18 protein-coding genes are annotated in these 18,543 nt (G+C 60.2%); 14 read left to right on the forward strand and 4 right to left on the reverse strand.

Going from position 1 to position 18,543, the window contains the following annotated elements:
* Positions 1–10 precede the first annotated feature (10 nt).
* Entirely contained in the window at positions 11–556 is a 546-nt protein-coding gene (locus HKK53_RS20045; RefSeq protein ID WP_169372259.1) for a gamma carbonic anhydrase family protein, read from the reverse strand.
* Positions 557–618: 62 nt separating this feature from the next.
* Between HKK53_RS20045 and prlC the strand changes: the two genes are divergently transcribed.
* Both prlC and HKK53_RS20055 read left to right on the forward strand, forming a co-directional pair.
* Positions 619–2,697 (forward strand): oligopeptidase A, encoded by a 2,079-nt coding sequence (gene prlC, locus HKK53_RS20050; RefSeq protein WP_169372260.1) that lies wholly within the window; start codon positions 619–621, stop codon positions 2,695–2,697.
* Positions 2,694–2,981: a YheV family putative zinc ribbon protein gene (locus tag HKK53_RS20055; protein WP_123408468.1), complete on the forward strand. Its 288-nt coding sequence runs from the start codon at positions 2,694–2,696 to the stop codon at positions 2,979–2,981. Before prlC ends, HKK53_RS20055 begins: the two co-directional genes overlap by 4 nt.
* Before the next feature lie 50 nt (positions 2,982–3,031).
* Here the strand turns inward: HKK53_RS20055 and HKK53_RS20060 are convergent, their stop codons facing one another.
* Positions 3,032–3,679: a phosphatase domain-containing protein gene (locus HKK53_RS20060; protein ID WP_169372261.1), complete on the reverse strand. Its 648-nt coding sequence runs from the start codon at positions 3,677–3,679 to the stop codon at positions 3,032–3,034.
* Positions 3,680–3,981: 302 nt separating this feature from the next.
* On the opposite strand from HKK53_RS20060, the gene HKK53_RS20065 reads away from it, so the two are divergent.
* From HKK53_RS20065 to HKK53_RS20090, 6 genes are all read left to right on the forward strand, one after another.
* Positions 3,982–4,722, forward strand: a complete 741-nt coding sequence (locus tag HKK53_RS20065; protein ID WP_169372262.1) for a gluconate 2-dehydrogenase subunit 3 family protein — start codon at positions 3,982–3,984, stop codon at positions 4,720–4,722.
* Between the two features lie 3 nt (positions 4,723–4,725).
* A complete protein-coding gene (locus HKK53_RS20070) occupies positions 4,726–6,510 on the forward strand; it encodes a GMC family oxidoreductase (RefSeq protein ID WP_169372263.1) in 1,785 nt (594 codons plus the stop codon).
* A gap of 12 nt (positions 6,511–6,522) precedes the next feature.
* Positions 6,523–7,827: a c-type cytochrome gene (locus tag HKK53_RS20075; protein ID WP_169372264.1), complete on the forward strand. Its 1,305-nt coding sequence runs from the start codon at positions 6,523–6,525 to the stop codon at positions 7,825–7,827.
* Between the two features lie 70 nt (positions 7,828–7,897).
* Complete coding sequence (locus HKK53_RS20080) at positions 7,898–8,956, forward strand: PA0069 family radical SAM protein (RefSeq protein ID WP_169372265.1); 1,059 nt, start codon at positions 7,898–7,900, stop codon at positions 8,954–8,956.
* Positions 8,957–9,199: 243 nt separating this feature from the next.
* Complete coding sequence (locus HKK53_RS20085) at positions 9,200–9,931, forward strand: carbonic anhydrase (protein ID WP_169372266.1); 732 nt, start codon at positions 9,200–9,202, stop codon at positions 9,929–9,931.
* An 89-nt stretch (positions 9,932–10,020) separates the two neighbouring features.
* Complete coding sequence (locus tag HKK53_RS20090; protein ID WP_169372267.1) at positions 10,021–11,547, forward strand: SulP family inorganic anion transporter; 1,527 nt, start codon at positions 10,021–10,023, stop codon at positions 11,545–11,547.
* A gap of 94 nt (positions 11,548–11,641) precedes the next feature.
* Here the strand turns inward: HKK53_RS20090 and HKK53_RS20095 are convergent, their stop codons facing one another.
* Positions 11,642–12,292 carry a hypothetical protein gene (locus HKK53_RS20095; RefSeq protein WP_169372268.1) on the reverse strand — a complete coding sequence of 217 codons (651 nt, stop codon included), beginning with the start codon at positions 12,290–12,292 and terminating at the stop codon, positions 11,642–11,644.
* A gap of 371 nt (positions 12,293–12,663) precedes the next feature.
* On the opposite strand from HKK53_RS20095, the gene coxB reads away from it, so the two are divergent.
* From coxB to HKK53_RS20115, 4 genes are all read left to right on the forward strand, one after another.
* Positions 12,664–13,791 carry a cytochrome c oxidase subunit II gene (gene coxB, locus HKK53_RS20100; protein WP_169372269.1) on the forward strand — a complete coding sequence of 376 codons (1,128 nt, stop codon included), beginning with the start codon at positions 12,664–12,666 and terminating at the stop codon, positions 13,789–13,791.
* 82 nt (positions 13,792–13,873) lie between these two features.
* A complete protein-coding gene (gene ctaD / locus HKK53_RS20105; protein WP_169372270.1) occupies positions 13,874–15,463 on the forward strand; it encodes a cytochrome c oxidase subunit I in 1,590 nt (529 codons plus the stop codon).
* A gap of 27 nt (positions 15,464–15,490) precedes the next feature.
* A complete protein-coding gene (locus HKK53_RS20110) occupies positions 15,491–16,042 on the forward strand; it encodes a cytochrome c oxidase assembly protein (RefSeq protein WP_169372271.1) in 552 nt (183 codons plus the stop codon).
* 25 nt (positions 16,043–16,067) lie between these two features.
* Complete coding sequence (locus HKK53_RS20115; protein WP_169372272.1) at positions 16,068–16,955, forward strand: cytochrome c oxidase subunit 3; 888 nt, start codon at positions 16,068–16,070, stop codon at positions 16,953–16,955.
* A gap of 4 nt (positions 16,956–16,959) precedes the next feature.
* Here HKK53_RS20115 and HKK53_RS20120 read toward each other — a convergent pair whose 3' ends face one another.
* Positions 16,960–17,163 (reverse strand): twin transmembrane helix small protein, encoded by a 204-nt coding sequence (locus HKK53_RS20120; protein WP_133835164.1) that lies wholly within the window; start codon positions 17,161–17,163, stop codon positions 16,960–16,962.
* A gap of 70 nt (positions 17,164–17,233) precedes the next feature.
* Here HKK53_RS20120 and HKK53_RS20125 point away from each other — a divergent pair, with 70 nt between their 5' ends.
* Together HKK53_RS20125 and HKK53_RS20130 are read left to right on the forward strand one after the other, a co-directional pair.
* Positions 17,234–17,974 (forward strand): SURF1 family protein, encoded by a 741-nt coding sequence (locus tag HKK53_RS20125; RefSeq protein ID WP_169372273.1) that lies wholly within the window; start codon positions 17,234–17,236, stop codon positions 17,972–17,974.
* A complete protein-coding gene (locus HKK53_RS20130) occupies positions 17,940–18,533 on the forward strand; it encodes a hypothetical protein (RefSeq protein WP_169372274.1) in 594 nt (197 codons plus the stop codon). The genes HKK53_RS20125 and HKK53_RS20130 overlap by 35 nt, the downstream gene beginning before the upstream one ends.
* The last annotated feature ends 10 nt before the right edge of the window (positions 18,534–18,543 follow it).

Consider the following 18,543-nt stretch of genomic DNA (forward strand, 5'->3'; position numbering starts at 1 on the left):
GTGGGACGGTTCAGAGCTGGTCGTAGCCTTCAGCCAAATGCAGGTCCTTGAGCCTCACGTAGTTCGCCGCGCTGTAGGTGAAAAAGGCCTGTTCCTTGTCAGTCAGCGGGCGGATCTGTTTCACCGGGCTGCCGACGTACAGGAAACCGCTTTCCAGGCGCTTGCCCGGCGGCACCAGGCTGCCGGCGCCGATGATCACATCGTCCTCGACCACCGCACCGTCCATGACGATGCTGCCCATGCCAATCAACACCCGGCTGCCCACCGAGCAGCCGTGGAGCATGACTTTGTGAGCGACGGTCACGTCATCGCCGATCAAACACGGAAAGCCATCCGGGTTGAACGGCCCGGCGTGGGTGATGTGCAACACGCAGCCATCCTGGACGCTGGTGCGCGCACCAATGCGGATGCGGTGCATGTCGCCGCGGATCACCGTCAGCGGCCAGACGGAGCTGTCTTCGCCGATTTCGACGTCGCCGATCACCACCGCCGAGCCGTCGACAAAAGCGCCTTTGCCCAGTAGCGGCGTGTGGTTCAGATACTTGCGAAGGGTCACGATAGGTTCTCTCTCTGTCGCTGATAGCTGCGGTGAGCGTCGATTGTAATTAAGATGGCCGCATGTTTCTTCCAGCCAAGGTGCCAACCGTGAGCGTGAACAACCCTCTTTTGCAGTCCTACGACCTGCCGCCGTTCTCGGCGATCCGCGCCGAGCACGTGCAACCGGCCATTGAACAGATCCTGGCTGACAACCGCGCCGCCATTATCGAGATCCTCAAAACCCAGGGCAAACAACCGACCTGGGCCGGCCTGGTGCTGGCGATGGACGAACTCAATGATCGCCTGGGCGCCGCCTGGAGCCCGGTCAGCCACTTGAATGCCGTGTGCAACAGCGCTGAATTGCGTGAAGCCTACGAGTCTTGCCTGCCGGCCCTGAGCGCCTACTCCACCGAGATGGGCCAGAACCGCGAACTGTTCCAGGCCTTCGAAGCCTTGGCCAACAGCCCGGAAGCCGCCGGTTTTGACGTGGCGCAGAAAACTATCCTGGAACACGCCCTGCGTGACTTCCGTCTATCGGGTATCGACCTGCCGGAAGCTGAGCAGAAGCGTTACGCCGAAGTACAGAGTAAATTGTCGGAGCTGGGCAGCCGTTTCTCCAACCAGTTGCTCGACGCCACCCAGGCCTGGACCAAACACGTTACCGACGAAACCGCTCTTGCCGGCCTGACCGATTCGGCCAAGGCGCAAATGGCCGCTGCGGCACAGGCCAAAGGCCTGGAAGGCTTCCTGATCACCCTGGAATTCCCGAGCTACTACGCGGTGATGACCTACGCCCATGACCGCGCCCTGCGCGAAGAAGTCTACGCCGCCTACTGCACCCGTGCGTCGGACCAAGGCCCGAATGCCGGTCAGAACGATAACGGCCCGGTCATGGAAGAAATCCTCGACCTGCGTCAGGAGCTGGCAAAACTCTTGGGTTTCGCCAGCTTCTCGGAGCTGAGTCTGGCGACCAAAATGGCTGAATCCAGCGATCAAGTCCTCAGTTTCCTACGTGACCTGGCCAAGCGCAGCAAGCCGTTCGCCGCTCAGGACCTGGACCAACTCAAGGCCTACGCCGCCGAACAAGGCTGCCCGGACCTGCAAAGCTGGGACAGCGGTTTCTACGGTGAAAAACTCCGTGAACAGCGTTACAGCGTTGCCCAGGAAGCCCTGCGCGCCTACTTCCCGATCGACAAAGTACTGGGCGGCCTGTTCGCCATTGTTCAGCGTCTATACGGCATCGAGATTGCCGAGCAGAAAGGTTTCGACACCTGGCACCCGGACGTTCGCCTGTTCGAGATCAAGGAAAACGGCCAGCACGTCGGCCGCTTCTTCTTCGACCTTTATGCCCGCGCCAACAAGCGTGGCGGCGCGTGGATGGACGGCGCCCGCGACCGTCGTCGCACCGCTGGCGGCGTGCTGCAGAGTCCGGTGGCGAACCTGGTGTGCAACTTCACCCCGGCCGACAGCGGCAAACCTGCGCTGCTGACCCACGATGAAGTCACCACCCTGTTCCACGAATTCGGCCACGGCCTGCATCACCTGCTGACCCGCGTTGAGCATGCTGGCGTGTCCGGCATCAACGGCGTGGCGTGGGATGCGGTCGAGTTGCCAAGCCAGTTCATGGAAAACTGGTGCTGGGAGCCGGAAGGCCTGGCGCTGATTTCCGGTCACTACGAAACCGGCGAGCCGCTGCCTCAGGACCTGCTGGGCAAAATGCTCGCGGCGAAGAATTTCCAGTCCGGCCTGATGATGGTCCGCCAATTGGAATTCTCGCTGTTCGACTTCGAACTGCACGCCACCCACGGCGACGGCCGCAGCGTGGCGCAAGTGCTCGAAGGCGTGCGCGACGAAGTCTCGGTGATGCGTCCACCGGCCTACAACCGCTTCCCGAACAGCTTCGCCCACATCTTCGCCGGCGGTTACGCGGCGGGTTATTACAGCTACAAGTGGGCTGAAGTGCTGTCCGCCGATGCTTTCTCGAAGTTCGAAGAAGACGGCGTGCTGAATGCCGAAACCGGCCGCGCGTTCCGCGAAGCGATCCTGGCGCGCGGTGGTTCCCAGGAACCGATGGTGCTGTTCGTCGACTTCCGTGGCCGTGCGCCATCGATTGACGCACTCTTGCGCCATAGCGGCCTGAGTGAGGACGCGGCAGCATGAGCGAGGGGCCTGTGATCACCAAAAAACGCTTTATCGCCGGGGCGGTCTGCCCGGCGTGCAGCGAGCCGGACAAGTTGATGATGTGGAACGAAGACGAGGTCCCGCACCGTGAGTGCGTGGCCTGCGGTTATTCCGACACGCTCAATGAACAAGGCCTGTCGGTGCCCAAGGAATTGGGCACGCGGGTCAACGTCTCGGCGCTGAAAGTGCCGGACGCCAAGGTTCAGGCAGTGCAATTCTTCCCGAACCCGAAACTGAAGAAAAAGCCCGACGAGCAACACTAAGTCGATAACCGCCGTCCATGCCGCCACGGTGTGGGCGGTGGTCCGCTTGACTACTTCTCGACATTGGCCGATTTGAACCAGCTCTTCATCGAGCACATGGCAAACGGACTGGTACTGCAATCACCATTGGCCAGGGCGGTGCGCAGTTTGTCGGCATCAGCCTGCATCATGTAGCGAACGCCATCCCTGAAATGGGTACTGTCGCCAAAACCGCCCTCGGTCATTTCCTTCAGCGCGTCTTCCTTGCTCCAGCCCTGCACGACCACCCGATACATCGCCGCCATCAGGCCGGTGCGATCAGAGCCGTGTTTGCAATGCATCAACACCGGGCCTTTGGTCTCCGCCACCTGAATGGCACGGAGGGCGGCGAGTACCTGCGCGTCATCCACGTGATTGGTGCGGTAAGGCAGTTGGACCTGATTGATGCCAGGCGAGGTCAGCCAGCGGGAGTCCGATTCAGGCAGGAAGTTGATAACGGTTCCAACCTTGAGATTTTCCAGCAGCGGCACTATTCCGCTATCGGGCAAGGCGCTGCGGTAAAGGGTCGGGGACATCTGAAAGAGGTTGTACTTCGTCTCCACCGACTGCGCCCATTCCGCAGGTCGAGGTGAGGGGGCGTCGTCGGCCATGGCCCCCGATAGAGTGAAGAGGGCAACCAGCGACAGGCACATCGCAAGGATAAGACGGGTTTTAGACATGCTGGGACCGTGGAGGAGGAAGCGGAGTGATGACGCTCAGCTTCAGCCTTGAGCGGTCAAAGGGCCGTGAGCCGCCTGTCAAAGAATCGTGAATCCATCGCGCCGTAGGCTACTTTCGTCGCAAAAGCCCGGTTTATTTAAGCTGAATCGGTTCATCTTGATACTTAGGCTGCTACCATTTGTTACCAAAGTTTGCCGATGCGTGGCTTATTCACCGATAGCCCCGACCCGCGTCGCTGCCAAAACGAAAAGCCGTTCTACGAAATGGCTGAAAACCGTCAATGCCTGATGAGGTGCACCCCATGTCTGATCAAGATCGAGACAACCCCCGGCGTGAGTTTTTGCGCAAATCCCTGACCTTGATCCCGGTGGTCACCGTCGCCAGCACCGCGCTGGGCAGTTCAGTCCTGCTTGCCGCGCCAGAGTCGGCGCCTGCCAGCCCCGGCAAAACACCTGTCAGCAGCAGCGCCTATGAACCCACCTACTTCACCGCCGAAGAATGGACGTTCATTAAGTCCGCCGTCGCTCAACTGATCCCGAACGATGCCCAAGGGCCAGGCGCCCTGGAAGCTGGCGTGCCAGAATACATCGACCGTCAGATGAACACCCCGTACGCCGCCGGCGCCCTGTGGTTCATGCAAGGACCGTTCAACGCCGACGCCCCGGCGGAGATGGGCTGGCAGAGCAAACTGGTACCCAAAGAGATCTATCGCCTGGGCATTGCTGCCACGGATGCCTGGTCGAAAGCGCTCAATGGCAAAGTATTTGCTGAGCAAGACAGCGCTACCCGAGACGATTTGCTGAAGCAGCTCGAAGCCGGAAAACCCGAATTCGCCAGCGTGCCGTCGAAGATTTTCTTCAACCTGCTGCTGCAAAACACCAAGGAAGGGTTCTTCTGCGACCCGATCCACGGCGGCAACAAAGGCATGGTCGGCTGGACCATGATCGGCTTCCCCGGCGCCCGCGCCGATTTCATGGATTGGGTGGAACGCAACGAGCAATACCCCTTCCCGGCAGTTTCGATTCGCGGGGAGAGGGCTTAAGCCATGGCAACGGTAATGAAGAAAGTCGACGCAGTGATCGTCGGTTTCGGCTGGACAGGCGCGATCATGGCCAAAGAGCTGACGGAAGCGGGCCTGAACGTGCTGGCGCTGGAGCGCGGGCCAATGCAGGACACTTACCCTGACGGTAACTATCCGCAGGTGATCGACGAACTCACCTACAGCGTGCGGAAAAAACTCTTTCAGGACATCTCCAAAGAGACCGTGACCATTCGCCATAGCGTGAATGACATCGCCCTGCCGAACCGCCAACTTGGTGCGTTCCTGCCCGGCAATGGCGTGGGTGGCGCGGGGCTGCACTGGTCGGGCGTGCACTTTCGCGTCGATCCAATCGAGCTGCGGATGCGCAGCCACTACGAAGAACGCTACGGCAAAAACTTCATCCCCAAGGACATGACCATCCAGGACTTCGGCGTCAGCTATGAAGAGCTGGAGCCGTTTTTTGATTATGCCGAGAAGGTCTTTGGCACCTCGGGCCAGGCCTGGACGGTGAACGGTCAACTGGTCGGTGAAGGCAAGGGCGGCAACCCCTACGCACCGGATCGCTCCAATCACTTCCCGTTGGAATCGCAGAAGAACACCGTTTCCGCACAGCTGTTTCAGAAAGCCGCCACAGCCGTGGGTTACAAACCCTACAACCTGCCGTCGGCCAATACCTCCGGCCCGTACACCAACCCTTACGGCGCACAGATGGGGCCGTGCAACTTCTGCGGTTTTTGCAGCGGTTACGTTTGCTACATGTACTCCAAGGCATCGCCCAATGTGAACATTCTGCCGGCGCTCAAGCCGCTGCCGAATTTCGAACTGCGGGCCAACTCCCACGTGCTGCGGGTCAACCTCGACAGCACCAAGAGCAAAGCCACCGGCGTGACCTACATCGATGGCCAGGGGCGGGAAATCGAGCAACCCGCCGACCTGGTGATCCTCGGCGCTTTCCAATTCCATAACGTGCGCTTGATGTTGCTCTCGGGCATCGGCAAGCCGTACGACCCGATCAGCGGCGAAGGCGTCGTCGGCAAGAACTTTGCCTACCAGAACATGGCCACGATCAAGGCGTTCTTCGACAAGGACACCCACACCAACAACTTCATCGGTGCCGGCGGCAACGGCGTGGCGATCGATGATTTCAACGCCGACAACTTCGATCACGGCCCGCATGGCTTCGTCGGCGGCTCGCCGATGTGGGTCAACCAGGCCGGCAGCCGGCCGATTGCCGGGACTTCCAACCCGCCAGGCACCCCGGCCTGGGGCAGTGCCTGGAAACGCGCCACCGCCGATTACTACACCCACCAAGTGTCGATGGACGCCCACGGCGCGCATCAGTCCTACCGTGGCAACTACCTCGATCTCGACCCGGTGTACCGCGATGCCTATGGCTTGCCGCTGCTGCGGATGACGTTCGACTGGCAGGAAAACGACATCAAGATGAACCGCTTCATGGTCGAAAAAATGGGCAAGATCGCCGAAGCCATGGGTCCCAAGGCTATCGCGGTGATCGGCAAGCAGGTCGGTGATCACTTCAACACCGCGGCTTACCAGACCACCCACCTCAATGGTGGCGCGATCATGGGCACCAACCCGAAAACCAGTGCCCTGAACCGCTACTTGCAGAGCTGGGACGTGCACAACGTATTCGTCCCAGGGGCGTCGGCTTTCCCACAAGGCTTGGGCTACAACCCTACAGGCCTGGTCGCCGCGTTGACCTATTGGTCGGCCCGGGCGATCCGCGAGCAGTACCTGAAAAACCCCGGCCCGCTGGTTCAGGCATAAGGAGCGATAACCATGAAAGCACTTGTTATCGCGACCTTCGCGCTGCTCGGCAGCGCCTCGATCAACGCGGCTGAAGTTGATCAAAACCTGATCAAACAAGGCGAATACCTGGCCCGTGCCGGTGACTGCGTGGCCTGTCACACCGCCAAGGACGGCAAGCCGTTCGCCGGCGGCCTGCCGATGGAAACGCCGATCGGCACGATCTACTCCACCAACATCACCCCGGACAAAACCGGCCTCGGTGACTACAGCTTCGAAGACTTCGACAAAGCCGTGCGCCACGGTGTCGCCAAGAATGGCAGCACCTTGTACCCGGCGATGCCGTATCCGTCCTACGCCAGCGTCAACGAACCTGACATGCAGGCCTTGTACGCTTATTTCATGCACGGGGTGGCGCCGGTCACGCAGGAGAACAAGGCCAGCGATATTCCCTGGCCGTTGAGCATGCGTTGGCCGCTCATGGGCTGGCGCTGGCTGTTTGCTCCGGCCGTAGCCGACTACAAGGCGCCGGACGGTGAAGATGCCGTCGTCAGTCGTGGGGCTTATCTGGTGGAAGGTCTGGGACATTGCGGCGCATGCCATACGCCGCGTGCCCTGACCATGCAGGAAAAATCCCTGAATGCCGGTGAAGGCAGTACGTTTCTGTCAGGCAGCGCGCCGCTGGAAGGCTGGATCGCGAAAAGTCTGAGGGGCGACCACAAGGATGGCCTCGGCAGCTGGAGCGAGGAGCAATTGGTGCAGTTCCTCAAGACCGGACGCAGCGACCGCAGCGCAGTATTCGGCGGCATGAGCGATGTGGTGACCCACAGCATGCAGTACATGACCGATGCGGACCTGACGGCGATTGCCCGCTACCTCAAGTCGCTACCGGCCAACGACCCGAACGACAAGCCGCACCAGTACGACAAGCAAGTCGCCCAGGCACTGTGGAAGGGTGACGACAGCCAGCCTGGCGCCTCGGTGTACATCGACAACTGCGCGGCCTGTCACCGGACGGACGGCCATGGCTATACGCGGGTGTTCCCGGCGCTGGCGGGCAACCCGGTGTTGCAGTCGGACGACCCGACGTCGCTGATTCACATCGTGCTCAAGGGCGGCACCTTGCCGGCCACGCATACGGCACCGTCAACCTTCACCATGCCTGGGTTTGCCTGGCGTTTGTCAGATCAGGAAGTGGCGGATGTGGTCAGTTTCATCCGTGGCAGTTGGGGCAACAAAGGTGCGCCGGTCAAGGCGAGCACCGTGGCCGACCTGCGCGAGGATGATATGAAAACCACTTCGGGGGACGACCTGGGCCAGGTCACCCAGAAGAACTGATCGCCCAGCGGCACTAGCCAGATGAACAACGCCTCGTTACTGTATATAAAACCAGTATCGAGGCGTTTTCATGTCCACTCCTCTTCCACCACGCGGCCGCGGCACCGCCACCAACCCGCACAACCGCTTCGCGCCGAACCGTTCGGTGGCCGAGGATGACGGCTGGTATCAGGAAGCGCCGGTCACCCAGGGCACCGAAGTGCGGATCGAGACGGCGAAGACCATCATCACCCGCAACAACTCGCCGGATCTACCCTTCGACCGTTCGATCAATCCCTATCGCGGCTGCGAGCACGGCTGCATCTATTGCTACGCGCGGCCCAGCCACGCCTATTGGGACATGTCACCGGGGCTGGATTTCGAAACCAAGCTGATCGCCAAGACCAACGCCGCCGACGTGCTGGAAGAGCAACTGTCCAAACGCGGTTATCAATGCGCGCCGATCAATCTGGGCTCCAACACCGACCCGTATCAGCCGATCGAGCGCGAACACAAGATCACCCGCCAAACCCTGGAAGTGCTGCTGCGTTACCGGCATCCGGTGACCATCATTACCAAGGGTTCGCTGATCCTGCGCGACCTGGATTTGCTGGTTGAACTGGCTGAGCAGCGACTGGTGGCGGTGATGATCAGCCTCACTACCCTGGACGATGAACTCAAGCGCATCCTCGAACCCCGGGCGGCGGCGCCGAAGGCACGGCTGCGAGCGATCCGGGTGATGCGCGAAGCGGGGATTCCAGTGGGTGTCTTGTGCTCGCCGATGATTCCGATGATCAATGACAGCGAGCTTGAAAGCCTGCTCACCGAAGCCCACGCGGCGGGAGCCCAGAGCGCGGCCTACATGATGTTGCGCCTGCCCCTGGAAGTCGCGCCGCTGTTCGAAGAATGGCTGGCCGCCCACTACCCGCAGCGTGCGGCCCATGTGCTGAGCCTGATTCGCCAGAGTCGCGGCGGCGAACTCTACGACAGCCGTTTCGGTGCGCGGATGCGTGGTGAAGGGCCGTTCGCCGACCTGTTGGCCCAACGCTTCGCCAAGACCATCAAGCGTCTGGGGCTCAATCGCCGCGAAGGGTTTAATCTCGATTGCGAAGCCTTCTGTCCGCCGGGTCGCCAAATGTCGTTGATTTAGGGACAATTGGTCTAATGTTGAGTAGGGTAAAAGGCACTGCGCCATTACGCAGTCACGTTTTTTGTGACCTGGAACACACGTTCTAGAGCGTTTGATTCAGTTTGAGTTAAGTTTCGACGGTTACCTTGTTCATCGAGTGACTGACGGGTCTGGATGTACGACCTGGACGTTTTTTAAACAGCCACTGGCTTCATATCGGACAAAACGGGACACTTCCCCCGACTCCGTCAAAGAGGATGAATTATGAGTGACAAGGATAAACAGCCGTTGGCTGCGTCGGCGCAAGCGCTTCCCGAGGCGGAATCCGCCGATGCAGCGCTGAAGCATATCGTTGACGGCTTTTTGCATTTTCATCACGAGATCTTTCCGCAGCAGGAAGAGCTCTTCAAGAAACTCGCCACGGCCCAGAATCCCCGGGCGATGTTCATTACCTGCGCTGATTCGCGCATCGTGCCGGAGTTGATTACCCAAAGCTCCCCGGGCGATTTGTTCGTGACCCGTAACGTCGGCAACGTTGTGCCACCTTATGGGCAAATGAACGGCGGCGTTTCCACGGCCATCGAATACGCGGTGCTGGCCCTCGGTGTGCAACACATCATCATTTGCGGCCACTCCGATTGCGGCGCCATGCGCGCGGTACTCAACCCCCAGAGCCTGGAAAAAATGCCGACGGTCAAAGCCTGGCTGCGGCACGCCGAAGTGGCGAAAACCATGGTCCAGGAAAACTGCAATTGCGCCAACGAAAGCGAAAGCATGCACATCCTCACTGAAGAGAATGTGATCGCCCAGTTGCAGCATCTACGCACACATCCATCGGTGGCCTCGCGCATGGCCAACGGTCAGCTGTTTATCCATGGCTGGGTCTACAGCATTGAAACCAGCGAAATCAGAGCGTATGACGCGGATCAAGGTTGTTTCCTGCCGCTCGATGGCAGCCATCCGATCCCGGTAGCGACGCCTAAAGCGCGCTTCTAAGTCCTCCTAAATCCCTGTGTGGTTTAGCCAAGCTGCCGATTGAGCAGCCTGGCTTTTTCACGCCTGAAGAAAAGTTCGGGAGAATCCCTATGCGTGCTGCGCAACTGAAAGCTGTTCTGCCACGGGAGCTGTTGGCTTCGGTGGTTGTGTTCCTGGTGGCCCTGCCCTTGTGCATGGGCATCGCCATCGCCTCGGGGTTGCCGCCGGCCAAAGGCCTGATCACCGGGATCATCGGTGGCCTGGTGGTGGGTTGGATTGCCGGCTCACCGCTGCAAGTCAGCGGCCCGGCGGCGGGTCTGGCAGTGTTGGTGTTCGAGCTGGTGCGCCAGCATGGTATTGCCATGCTCGGACCGATCCTGTTGCTGGCGGGTTTTCTGCAACTGCTGGCCGGGCGCTTTAAATTGGGCTGCTGGTTTCGGGTGACGGCACCGGCGGTGGTCTACGGCATGCTCGCCGGGATTGGCGTGTTGATCGTGCTATCACAGGTGCATGTGATGCTCGATGCCGTGCCCAAACCGTCCGGGCTGGATAACCTCGCAGCTTTCCCGGCGGCGGTGCTCCAGGCCTTGCCGTCCTTTGGCTGGCAGGCCGGTTTGCTCGGGCTGTCGACGATTGCGGTGATGTGGCTGTGGGAAAAATTCCGCCCACATTCCCTGCGATTCGTGCCCGGCGCCTTGCTCGGTGTCGGTCTGGCGACGGTTGCCAGCCTGATGCTCGCCTTGCAGGTCAAGCGCGTGGAAGTCCCGGCCAACCTGGCGGAAGCCATCGACTGGCTGAAACCGGCGGACCTGCTCAACCTGGCCGATCCGACGATTCTGATCGCTGCATTTGCCGTGGCCTTTATCGCCAGCGCCGAAACGCTGCTTTCGGCCGCCGCCGTGGACCGCATGCACAGCGGCGAGCGTTCGGACTTTGATCGGGAATTGTCGGCACAAGGCGTAGGCAACATGCTCTGCGGTTTGCTCGGCGCCTTGCCAATGACCGGCGTGATCGTGCGCAGCTCGGCCAACGTCCAGGCCGGTGCAACAACCCGCTATTCGGCGATCTTCCATGGCCTTTGGCTGCTGGCGTTCGTGTTGTTGCTGTCCAGCGTGCTGCAAAGCATTCCGGTGGCGAGCCTGGCGGGTGTGCTGGTCTACACCGGTTTCAAACTGGTGGACCTCAAGGCCTTTCGCGGCCTGGGTCGTTATGGCCGGATGCCGATGTTCACCTACGCGGCGACCGCGCTGGCGATCATCTTCACTGACCTGTTGACCGGTGTGCTGATCGGCTTCGGCCTGACCCTGGCCAAACTGGCGTGGAAAGCTTCGCGGCTGAAAATCAGCCTGATCGATCTGCCCAAGGATGGTGAGATGGAGCTGCGTTTGATCGGTGCAGCGACCTTTCTCAAGGTGCCGGCGCTGACGCAGGTACTGGGGACCATTCCAGCGGGCGCGACGGTGCATGTGCCGCTCAATAACCTGAGCTACATCGACCATTCGTGTCTGGAATTGCTTGAGGAGTGGGGCCGGGCGAATGCGGCCAAGGGTTCGAAGTTGGTGATTGAAGCGCGGGGGTTGAAGCGTCGGTTGGAAGGGCGTTTACGGACCACGTCCGGAGTAGGCTCAGCCGGGTAAATAATCTGTAGGAGCATGGCTTGCCCACGATGGCGTCCTTGAATGCGCCAAAAGCTTCGCGGGCAAGCCTCGCTCCTACAGGGATGTGTGTCGCTTAGGCTGCTGGCTGATCCAGCTCCAGGCCCACGCCCAACTGGCGCGACAGGCACGGCCAGCGTTTCCATGCGGCGCCGGTGTCCGGGCTGTTGAGTTTCTCGCGGTAGGCTTCCACCGATTCCAGCGCGAAACTGTCTTCGTTCAGCATCTCGTCCACGGCGTGATGCACCGCCTCATCCAGTTGGTTGGCAAATTCCTCGCCGATCAATTGGTGGGCAATCAGGTTGGCGACAGTCATGTCCAATGGGATCAGTGGCTGGCCAAAATGCTTGATGTACAGGTCATTGACCTCTTCAACCAACCGATGCGCCAGATAGGCTTCGTCCAGCAGACCGTCCAGGCCGATATGCCCGGTCATGATCGCCGGCGGCTGGAGGAAGAACTGCTCGGCGATTTTCAGCACTGGCTTGATCTGCGATTCGATGCCCGCTTCCCGTGCGACATCATTGGCGGCGTCCAGCAGGTCCGGCACTTGTTCTATATAAGCAGTCACAAAACGGGTCATCACGCCCTTGGCATCGACATCCGGCAGTTGGATGGCGGCGTGCAGGTGAGGCAGTTGGGTTTCCAGTTGACGAGTTAACAGGCCGGTCTCGGCCTCGTGTTGTTGGGCTTTTTGGATCTGCTCGCGCAATGCGGCGGTGTTCATGAAAACTCCAGGAAACAACGGCAATGAAATAGGGAAGACATAACTTAGCTTGCTTATGAAAAAGGCTAAGACGCATTTGTCATAATTATTTCATCCTTGAGACACGAAAGTTATATCGATTTGCCACCACTCGTCTGCATCCTTCTCCATTCGTGACCTTGAACGCAAGTCCCAGCTGTTTCAGATCATTTACGCCCTCACATTGCGAGGTAGCAGTCGCTGTCTATACTCGGGTGGGAATGGAGTTAGCTGATGACGCCCGACTGCATATGCAGCAAGGCTCGGCGATTCAAGTTCGTAGTCTGAAAAAGCCGCTCCCTTGCCGCAGGTGAAAGCCGGCGGGATAACAAGAACGATAAGGGGAACCCGCAATGATGCGACATCCACACGTCTGGATGGGCCTCCTGTTGTGGTCAATTTTCAGCCAGGCACAAGCGGCCTGGACTGTGAATATGGCGCCGGGAGCGACTGAAATCAGTCACGCAGTATTCGACCTGCACATGACCATTTTCTGGATCTGTGTAGTGATCGGCATCATCGTCTTCGGCGCCATGTTCTGGTCGATGATGGTCCACCGCCGCTCGACCGGGCAGGTGGCCGCCAAATTTCATGAAAGCACCACCGTCGAAATCCTCTGGACCATCGTGCCCTTCATCATCCTGGTGGCCATGGCGGTTCCCGCTACCGCCACCCTGATCAAGATGTACGACGCCAGTGAGCCGGATATCGATATCCAGATCACCGGTTATCAGTGGAAGTGGCACTACAAATATTTGGGCCAGGACGTCGAGTTCTTCAGCAACCTGGCCACCCCCGCCGACCAGATCCACAACAAGGAAGCCAAGGGCGAGCATTACTTGCTCGAGGTCGACAAGCCGCTGGTGCTGCCGATCGGCGCCAAGGTGCGCTTCCTCGTGACCTCCGCCGACGTCATCCACTCGTGGTGGGTGCCGGCCTTCGCGGTCAAGCGCGATGCGATTCCGGGGTTCGTCAACGAAGCCTGGACCCGCATCGACAAGCCCGGCCTCTACCGTGGCCAGTGCGCCGAGTTGTGCGGCAAGGATCACGGCTTCATGCCGATCGTGGTCGAGGTCAAGGAAAAAGCCGATTACGACAAGTGGCTGGCCGAGCGCAAGGCTGAAGCCCTGCAGCTCAAAGAGCTGACCAGCAAGGAATGGACCCTCGACGAGCTCAAGGAGCGCGGCGACAAGATCTACCACACCACCTGCGTGGCCTGTCACCAGGCCGAAGGCCAGGGTCTGCCGCCAATGTTCCCGGCACTCAAAGGCTCGAAAATCGCTACAGGACCGAAAGAAGGTCACCTGAGCATTGTCTTCCACGGCAAGCCCGGCACTGCCATGGCGGCGTTCGGCAAGCAGCTCTCGGAAGTCGATATCGCGGCGGTCGTGACCTACGAACGTAACGCCTGGGGCAATAACAAAGGCGACATGGTCACTCCTAAAGAAGTGTTGGAGCTGAAACAGGCGGAAAGCAAATGACCCGGTCTATTGCGCACGTAAGGAACCGGTCGGGGCAGCGCGCCCCGGCCTGCCCAGCCCATCTGTTTGCAGGAGACACGCCATGAGCGCCGTCATCGATGACCATGGTCATGCCACCGATCACGCCCACGGTCCCGCCAAAGGCCTGATGCGTTGGGTGCTGACCACCAACCACAAGGACATCGGCACGCTGTACCTGTGGTTCGCGTTTTCCATGTTCCTGCTGGGTGGCTCGTTCGCGATGGTGATTCGCGCCGAGCTGTTCCAGCCGGGCCTGCAAATCGTCGAACCCGCGTTCTTTAACCAGATGACCACCATGCATGGCCTGGTGATGGTGTTCGGTGCGGTGATGCCGGCCTTCGTCGGCCTCGCCAACTGGATGATCCCGTTGATGATCGGCGCGCCGGACATGGCCCTGCCGCGGATGAACAACTTCAGCTTCTGGCTGTTGCCGGCGGCGTTCATCCTGCTGGTCTCGACCCTGTTCACCCCCGGTGGCGGGCCGAACTTCGGCTGGACCTTCTACGCCCCGCTGTCCACGACCTATGCCCCGGAAAGCGTGACCTTCTTTATCTTCGCCATCCACTTGATGGGGATCAGTTCGATCATGGGCGCGATCAACGTGATCGCGACCATCCTCAACCTGCGCGCGCCCGGCATGACGCTGATGAAAATGCCGCTGTTCGTCTGGACCTGGCTGATCACCGCGTTCCTGCTGATCGCGGTGATGCCGGTACTGGCGGGTTGCGTAACGATGATGCTGATGGACATCCACTTCGGCACCAGTTTCTTCAGTGCCGCCGGCGGCGGTGATCCGGTGCTGTTCCAGCATGTGTTCTGGTTCTTCGGTCACCCCGAGGTGTACATCATGATCCTGCCGGCCTTCGGCGCCGTCAGCTCGATCATCCCGACCTTCTCGCGCAAACCGCTGTTCGGCTACACCTCGATGGTCTACGCCACGGCGAGCATCGCGTTCCTGTCGTTCATCGTCTGGGCGCACCACATGTTTGTGGTCGGCATTCCGCTGGTGGGCGAGTTGTTCTTCATGTACGCGACGCTGCTGATCGCGGTGCCCACGGGCGTGAAGGTGTTCAACTGGGCGAGCACCATGTGGCAAGGCTCGCTGACCTTCGAGACACCGATGCTGTTTGCGGTGGCGTTCGTGATCCTGTTCTCCATCGGCGGCTTCTCCGGGCTGATGCTGGCCATCGCCCCGGCGGACTTCCAGTACCAGGACACCTACTTCGTGGTCGCGCATTTCCATTACGTGCTGGTGCCGGGGGCGATCTTCGGGATCTTCGCCTCGGCCTACTACTGGCTGCCGAAATGGACCGGCCACATGTACGACGAAACCCTCGGCAAGCTGCACTTCTGGCTCTCGTTCATCGGCATGAACATGGCGTTCTTCCCGATGCACTTCGTGGGCCTGGCGGGTATGCCGCGACGGATTCCGGACTACAACCTGCAATTCGCCGACTTCAACATGGTGTCGTCGATTGGTGCGTTCATGTTCGGCACCACGCAGCTGTTCTTCCTGTTCATTGTGATCAAAACCATTCGCGGCGGCCCGCCTGCACCGGCCAAACCGTGGGATGGGGCCGAAGGCCTGGAATGGAGTATTCCGTCACCAGCGCCGTATCACACGTTCACCACGCCGCCGGAAGTGAAATGAACGCTATAGCCCTCGAGGGCCGCCGCCATGGCTGACTCCATTTCGTTGAAGAAGCTGGTCACCCGCCTGCTGATGGTGGTGGTCGCCATGTTTGTATTCGGCTTTGCCCTGGTGCCGATCTACGACGTGATGTGCAAGGCGTTCGGCATCAACGGCAAGACCGCCGGGCAGTACGAGGGCGAGCAAACGGTCGATACCTCGCGCCAGGTTCGCGTGCAGTTCCTGTCGACCAATGCCGCGGATATGTCCTGGGATTTCTATCCCAAGGGCGATGAACTGACGGCCAACCCGGGGGCGGTGAACGAGATGATTTTCATCGCCCACAACCCGACTGATCGCCCGATGAGCGCCCAGGCCGTGCCGAGTATCGCGCCCAGCGCTGCGGCGGCATATTTCCACAAGACCGAATGTTTCTGCTTTACCCAGCAAGTGCTGCAGCCCGGTCAACGGATCGAGATGCCGGTACGTTTCATCGTTGACCGTGACATGCCCAAGGATGTGAAGCACCTGACGCTGTCCTACACGCTGTTCGATATCACCGCCCGACATCCACCGGTCGCTGTAAACACTGGCGGTTGAGCGTGCCCGATAAGGAGAACAATAAATGGCAACTCATGAACACTATTACGTACCGGCCCAGAGCAAATGGCCGATCATCGCCACGGTCGGTATGTTCGTCACGGTGTTCGGCCTGGCGACCTGGTTCAACGACCTCAAGGCCGCCCGCCCGGAATCCCACGGCCCACTGATCTTTTTCGTCGGCGGCCTGCTACTGGCGTACATGCTGTTCGGCTGGTTCGGCACGGTGATCAAGGAAAGTCGCCAGGGCTTGTACAGCGCGCAGATGGATCGCTCGTTCCGCTGGGGCATGAGCTGGTTCATTTTCTCCGAGGTGATGTTCTTCATCGCCTTCTTCGGTGCGCTGTTTTATGTGCGCCACGTGTCCGGCCCGGCGCTCGGCGGTGAAGGTCCGAAAGGCATCGCCCACATGCTTTGGCCGAACTTCGAGTTTGTCTGGCCACTGCTGAACAACCCCGATTCGAAACTCTTTCCGCCACCCAAGGAAGTCATCAGCCCCTGGGGCCTGCCGCTGATCAACACCATTTTGCTGGTCAGCTCCAGCGTCACCGTGACCATCGCCCACCATGCCTTGAAAAAGGGTCATCGCGGCGCGCTGAAAATCTGGCTGGCGATTACCGTGTTGCTGGGTTGCGGCTTCCTCGCCCTGCAGGCCGAAGAATACATTCACGCCTACCACGAACTGGGCCTGACCCTGGGCTCGGGCATTTACGGCGCGACGTTCTTCATGCTCACCGGCTTCCACGGCGCCCACGTGACCATCGGCACCATCATCCTGTTCGTGATGCTGATGCGGATCATGCGCGGGCACTTCGATAACGAGCACCAATTCGCCTTCGAAGCGGCGAGTTGGTACTGGCACTTCGTGGACGTGGTGTGGATCGGATTGTTCGTTTTCGTCTACGTGCTGTGAGGCGTTACCACGGCGCATGAGAAACCAATTGGCCGCTGAAAAACCCCCAGGCAATCAAGCCGACGGTGGTCGCGGCCAGGGCCACACGAATACTCAGGGCGATGACCAGGCGGTTCGAGCTGCTGTCGTCCTTGACCAGAAAAAACAGGCCGCTGAACAGGCTGACAACCGTGGCAATCAGCATCAGGACGATGGCTGCTTTGAGCATGGTGGGACTCCGGGGGAAAGGCGATGCAGTTGAGTATAGCTATCGCGATCACCGACTTTCTGGCGACGTCATGAAGCGCTTTCGGCCGGGCGTCGTGCCAACCATCGTCGTGGCGTTTCTGTTGCCGCTGCTGGTGTCACTGGGGTTCTGGCAGTTGAGCCGGGGCGCGGAGAAAAGCGCGCTGCTGCAAACCTACGCCGAGCGCCGGGCGGCCGAGCCGATGGCCAGTGCCGAGCTGCTGAACACACAAGATCCAGCCTTTCGCCGGGTGCGTCTGCACGGTGAATTCGATGCCGAGCACAGCCTGCTGCTGGATAACCGTCAGCGCGACGGCAAGGTTGGCGTTGAGCTGCTGCAACCGTTTCACGATCAGGCCACCGGCCTTTGGCTGCTGGTCAATCGCGGCTGGCTGCCGTGGCCGGACCGGCGCACGCCGCCGCAATTCAAAACGCCCACTCAGGCATTGAGCCTTGATGCCTGGGTCTACGTGTCCCCCGGCGCGACTTTCCAGCTGCACGCTGATCCGAGCACCACAACCTGGCCTCAGGTCATCACCGCCGTCGAGCCCGCCAAACTCTGGACGACACTGAACCGTGAAGGCTTTGCCTACGAATTACGTGAAGAAACCGGCCCCGCGTCCTACCAGGCCGACTGGCCGGTGGTGGCCATGGGGCCGGAGAAACACATCGCTTATGCCGTGCAGTGGTTCGCCATGGCGATCGCCCTGCTCGGCCTTTTTATCTATCTCGGCTGGCACAACGCAAAGGAGAAACACCATGGGAGCGGCCATGAATCCACCCAACATGTCTGAGGCGAAAACCCCGGCGAGTCGGCGTAAGGGTCGTTTGCAGCTGCTGCTGATCCTGCTCGGGGTGATCGGTCCGATGATCCTTGCCACCGGCATGTACAAACTGAATTTCTGGGTGCCGGACGGTCGCAGCTATCACGGCGAACTGATCGGCAACGGCCAGACCCGCGCCGACCTCGGCGTGCAGGCCCAGGAAGATCGCTGGCAGATGCTGGTGACCGCGCCCAAGGATTGTTCGGTGGATTGCCAGCAGTTGGTGTACCTGGCACGGCAAATCCAGATCGGCCTCGGTCGCGATGCGTCTCGTGCCAGCCACGCACTGGCCGCCGCGCAACCGCTGAGCAGCGACTACGAAGCCAAGCTGACCCACGAGTATCCGCAGCTGCAACGCTACCCCATGGACCTCACGACTTTTAGCAAGACGACGGGCGACAAGACCGCGCCGCAACTGTGGATCATCGATCCCCACGGCAATCTGGTGCTGCGCTACGACCCGACGGTCAAGGGTAAGGACCTGCTCAACGACCTGCGTCACCTGTTGAAACTGTCGAACATCGGATAAGGGCATCGTC

Origin of the sequence: Pseudomonas sp. ADAK7, assembly GCF_012935675.1 — a bacterium.
GTDB lineage: Bacteria > Pseudomonadota > Gammaproteobacteria > Pseudomonadales > Pseudomonadaceae > Aquipseudomonas.

Excerpts from the sequence above, each read along its gene's own strand:
- HKK53_RS20125 (WP_169372273.1), top strand. The coding sequence starts at position 17,234 with ATGAAGCGCTTTCGGCCGGGCGTCGTGCCAACCATCGTCGTGGCGTTT.
- HKK53_RS20060 (WP_169372261.1), bottom strand. The coding sequence starts at position 3,679 with ATGTCTAAAACCCGTCTTATCCTTGCGATGTGCCTGTCGCTGGTTGCC.
- HKK53_RS20080 (WP_169372265.1), top strand. The coding sequence starts at position 7,898 with ATGTCCACTCCTCTTCCACCACGCGGCCGCGGCACCGCCACCAACCCG.
- coxB (WP_169372269.1), top strand. The coding sequence starts at position 12,664 with ATGATGCGACATCCACACGTCTGGATGGGCCTCCTGTTGTGGTCAATT.
- HKK53_RS20070 (WP_169372263.1), top strand. The coding sequence starts at position 4,726 with ATGGCAACGGTAATGAAGAAAGTCGACGCAGTGATCGTCGGTTTCGGC.
- HKK53_RS20110 (WP_169372271.1), top strand. The coding sequence starts at position 15,491 with ATGGCTGACTCCATTTCGTTGAAGAAGCTGGTCACCCGCCTGCTGATG.
- HKK53_RS20130 (WP_169372274.1), top strand. The coding sequence starts at position 17,940 with ATGGGAGCGGCCATGAATCCACCCAACATGTCTGAGGCGAAAACCCCG.
- HKK53_RS20120 (WP_133835164.1), bottom strand. The coding sequence starts at position 17,163 with ATGCTCAAAGCAGCCATCGTCCTGATGCTGATTGCCACGGTTGTCAGC.
- HKK53_RS20085 (WP_169372266.1), top strand. The coding sequence starts at position 9,200 with ATGAGTGACAAGGATAAACAGCCGTTGGCTGCGTCGGCGCAAGCGCTT.
- HKK53_RS20090 (WP_169372267.1), top strand. The coding sequence starts at position 10,021 with ATGCGTGCTGCGCAACTGAAAGCTGTTCTGCCACGGGAGCTGTTGGCT.
- HKK53_RS20115 (WP_169372272.1), top strand. The coding sequence starts at position 16,068 with ATGGCAACTCATGAACACTATTACGTACCGGCCCAGAGCAAATGGCCG.
- HKK53_RS20055 (WP_123408468.1), top strand. The coding sequence starts at position 2,694 with ATGAGCGAGGGGCCTGTGATCACCAAAAAACGCTTTATCGCCGGGGCG.
- HKK53_RS20065 (WP_169372262.1), top strand. The coding sequence starts at position 3,982 with ATGTCTGATCAAGATCGAGACAACCCCCGGCGTGAGTTTTTGCGCAAA.
- HKK53_RS20075 (WP_169372264.1), top strand. The coding sequence starts at position 6,523 with ATGAAAGCACTTGTTATCGCGACCTTCGCGCTGCTCGGCAGCGCCTCG.
- prlC (WP_169372260.1), top strand. The coding sequence starts at position 619 with ATGTTTCTTCCAGCCAAGGTGCCAACCGTGAGCGTGAACAACCCTCTT.
- HKK53_RS20095 (WP_169372268.1), bottom strand. The coding sequence starts at position 12,292 with ATGAACACCGCCGCATTGCGCGAGCAGATCCAAAAAGCCCAACAACAC.
- ctaD (WP_169372270.1), top strand. The coding sequence starts at position 13,874 with ATGAGCGCCGTCATCGATGACCATGGTCATGCCACCGATCACGCCCAC.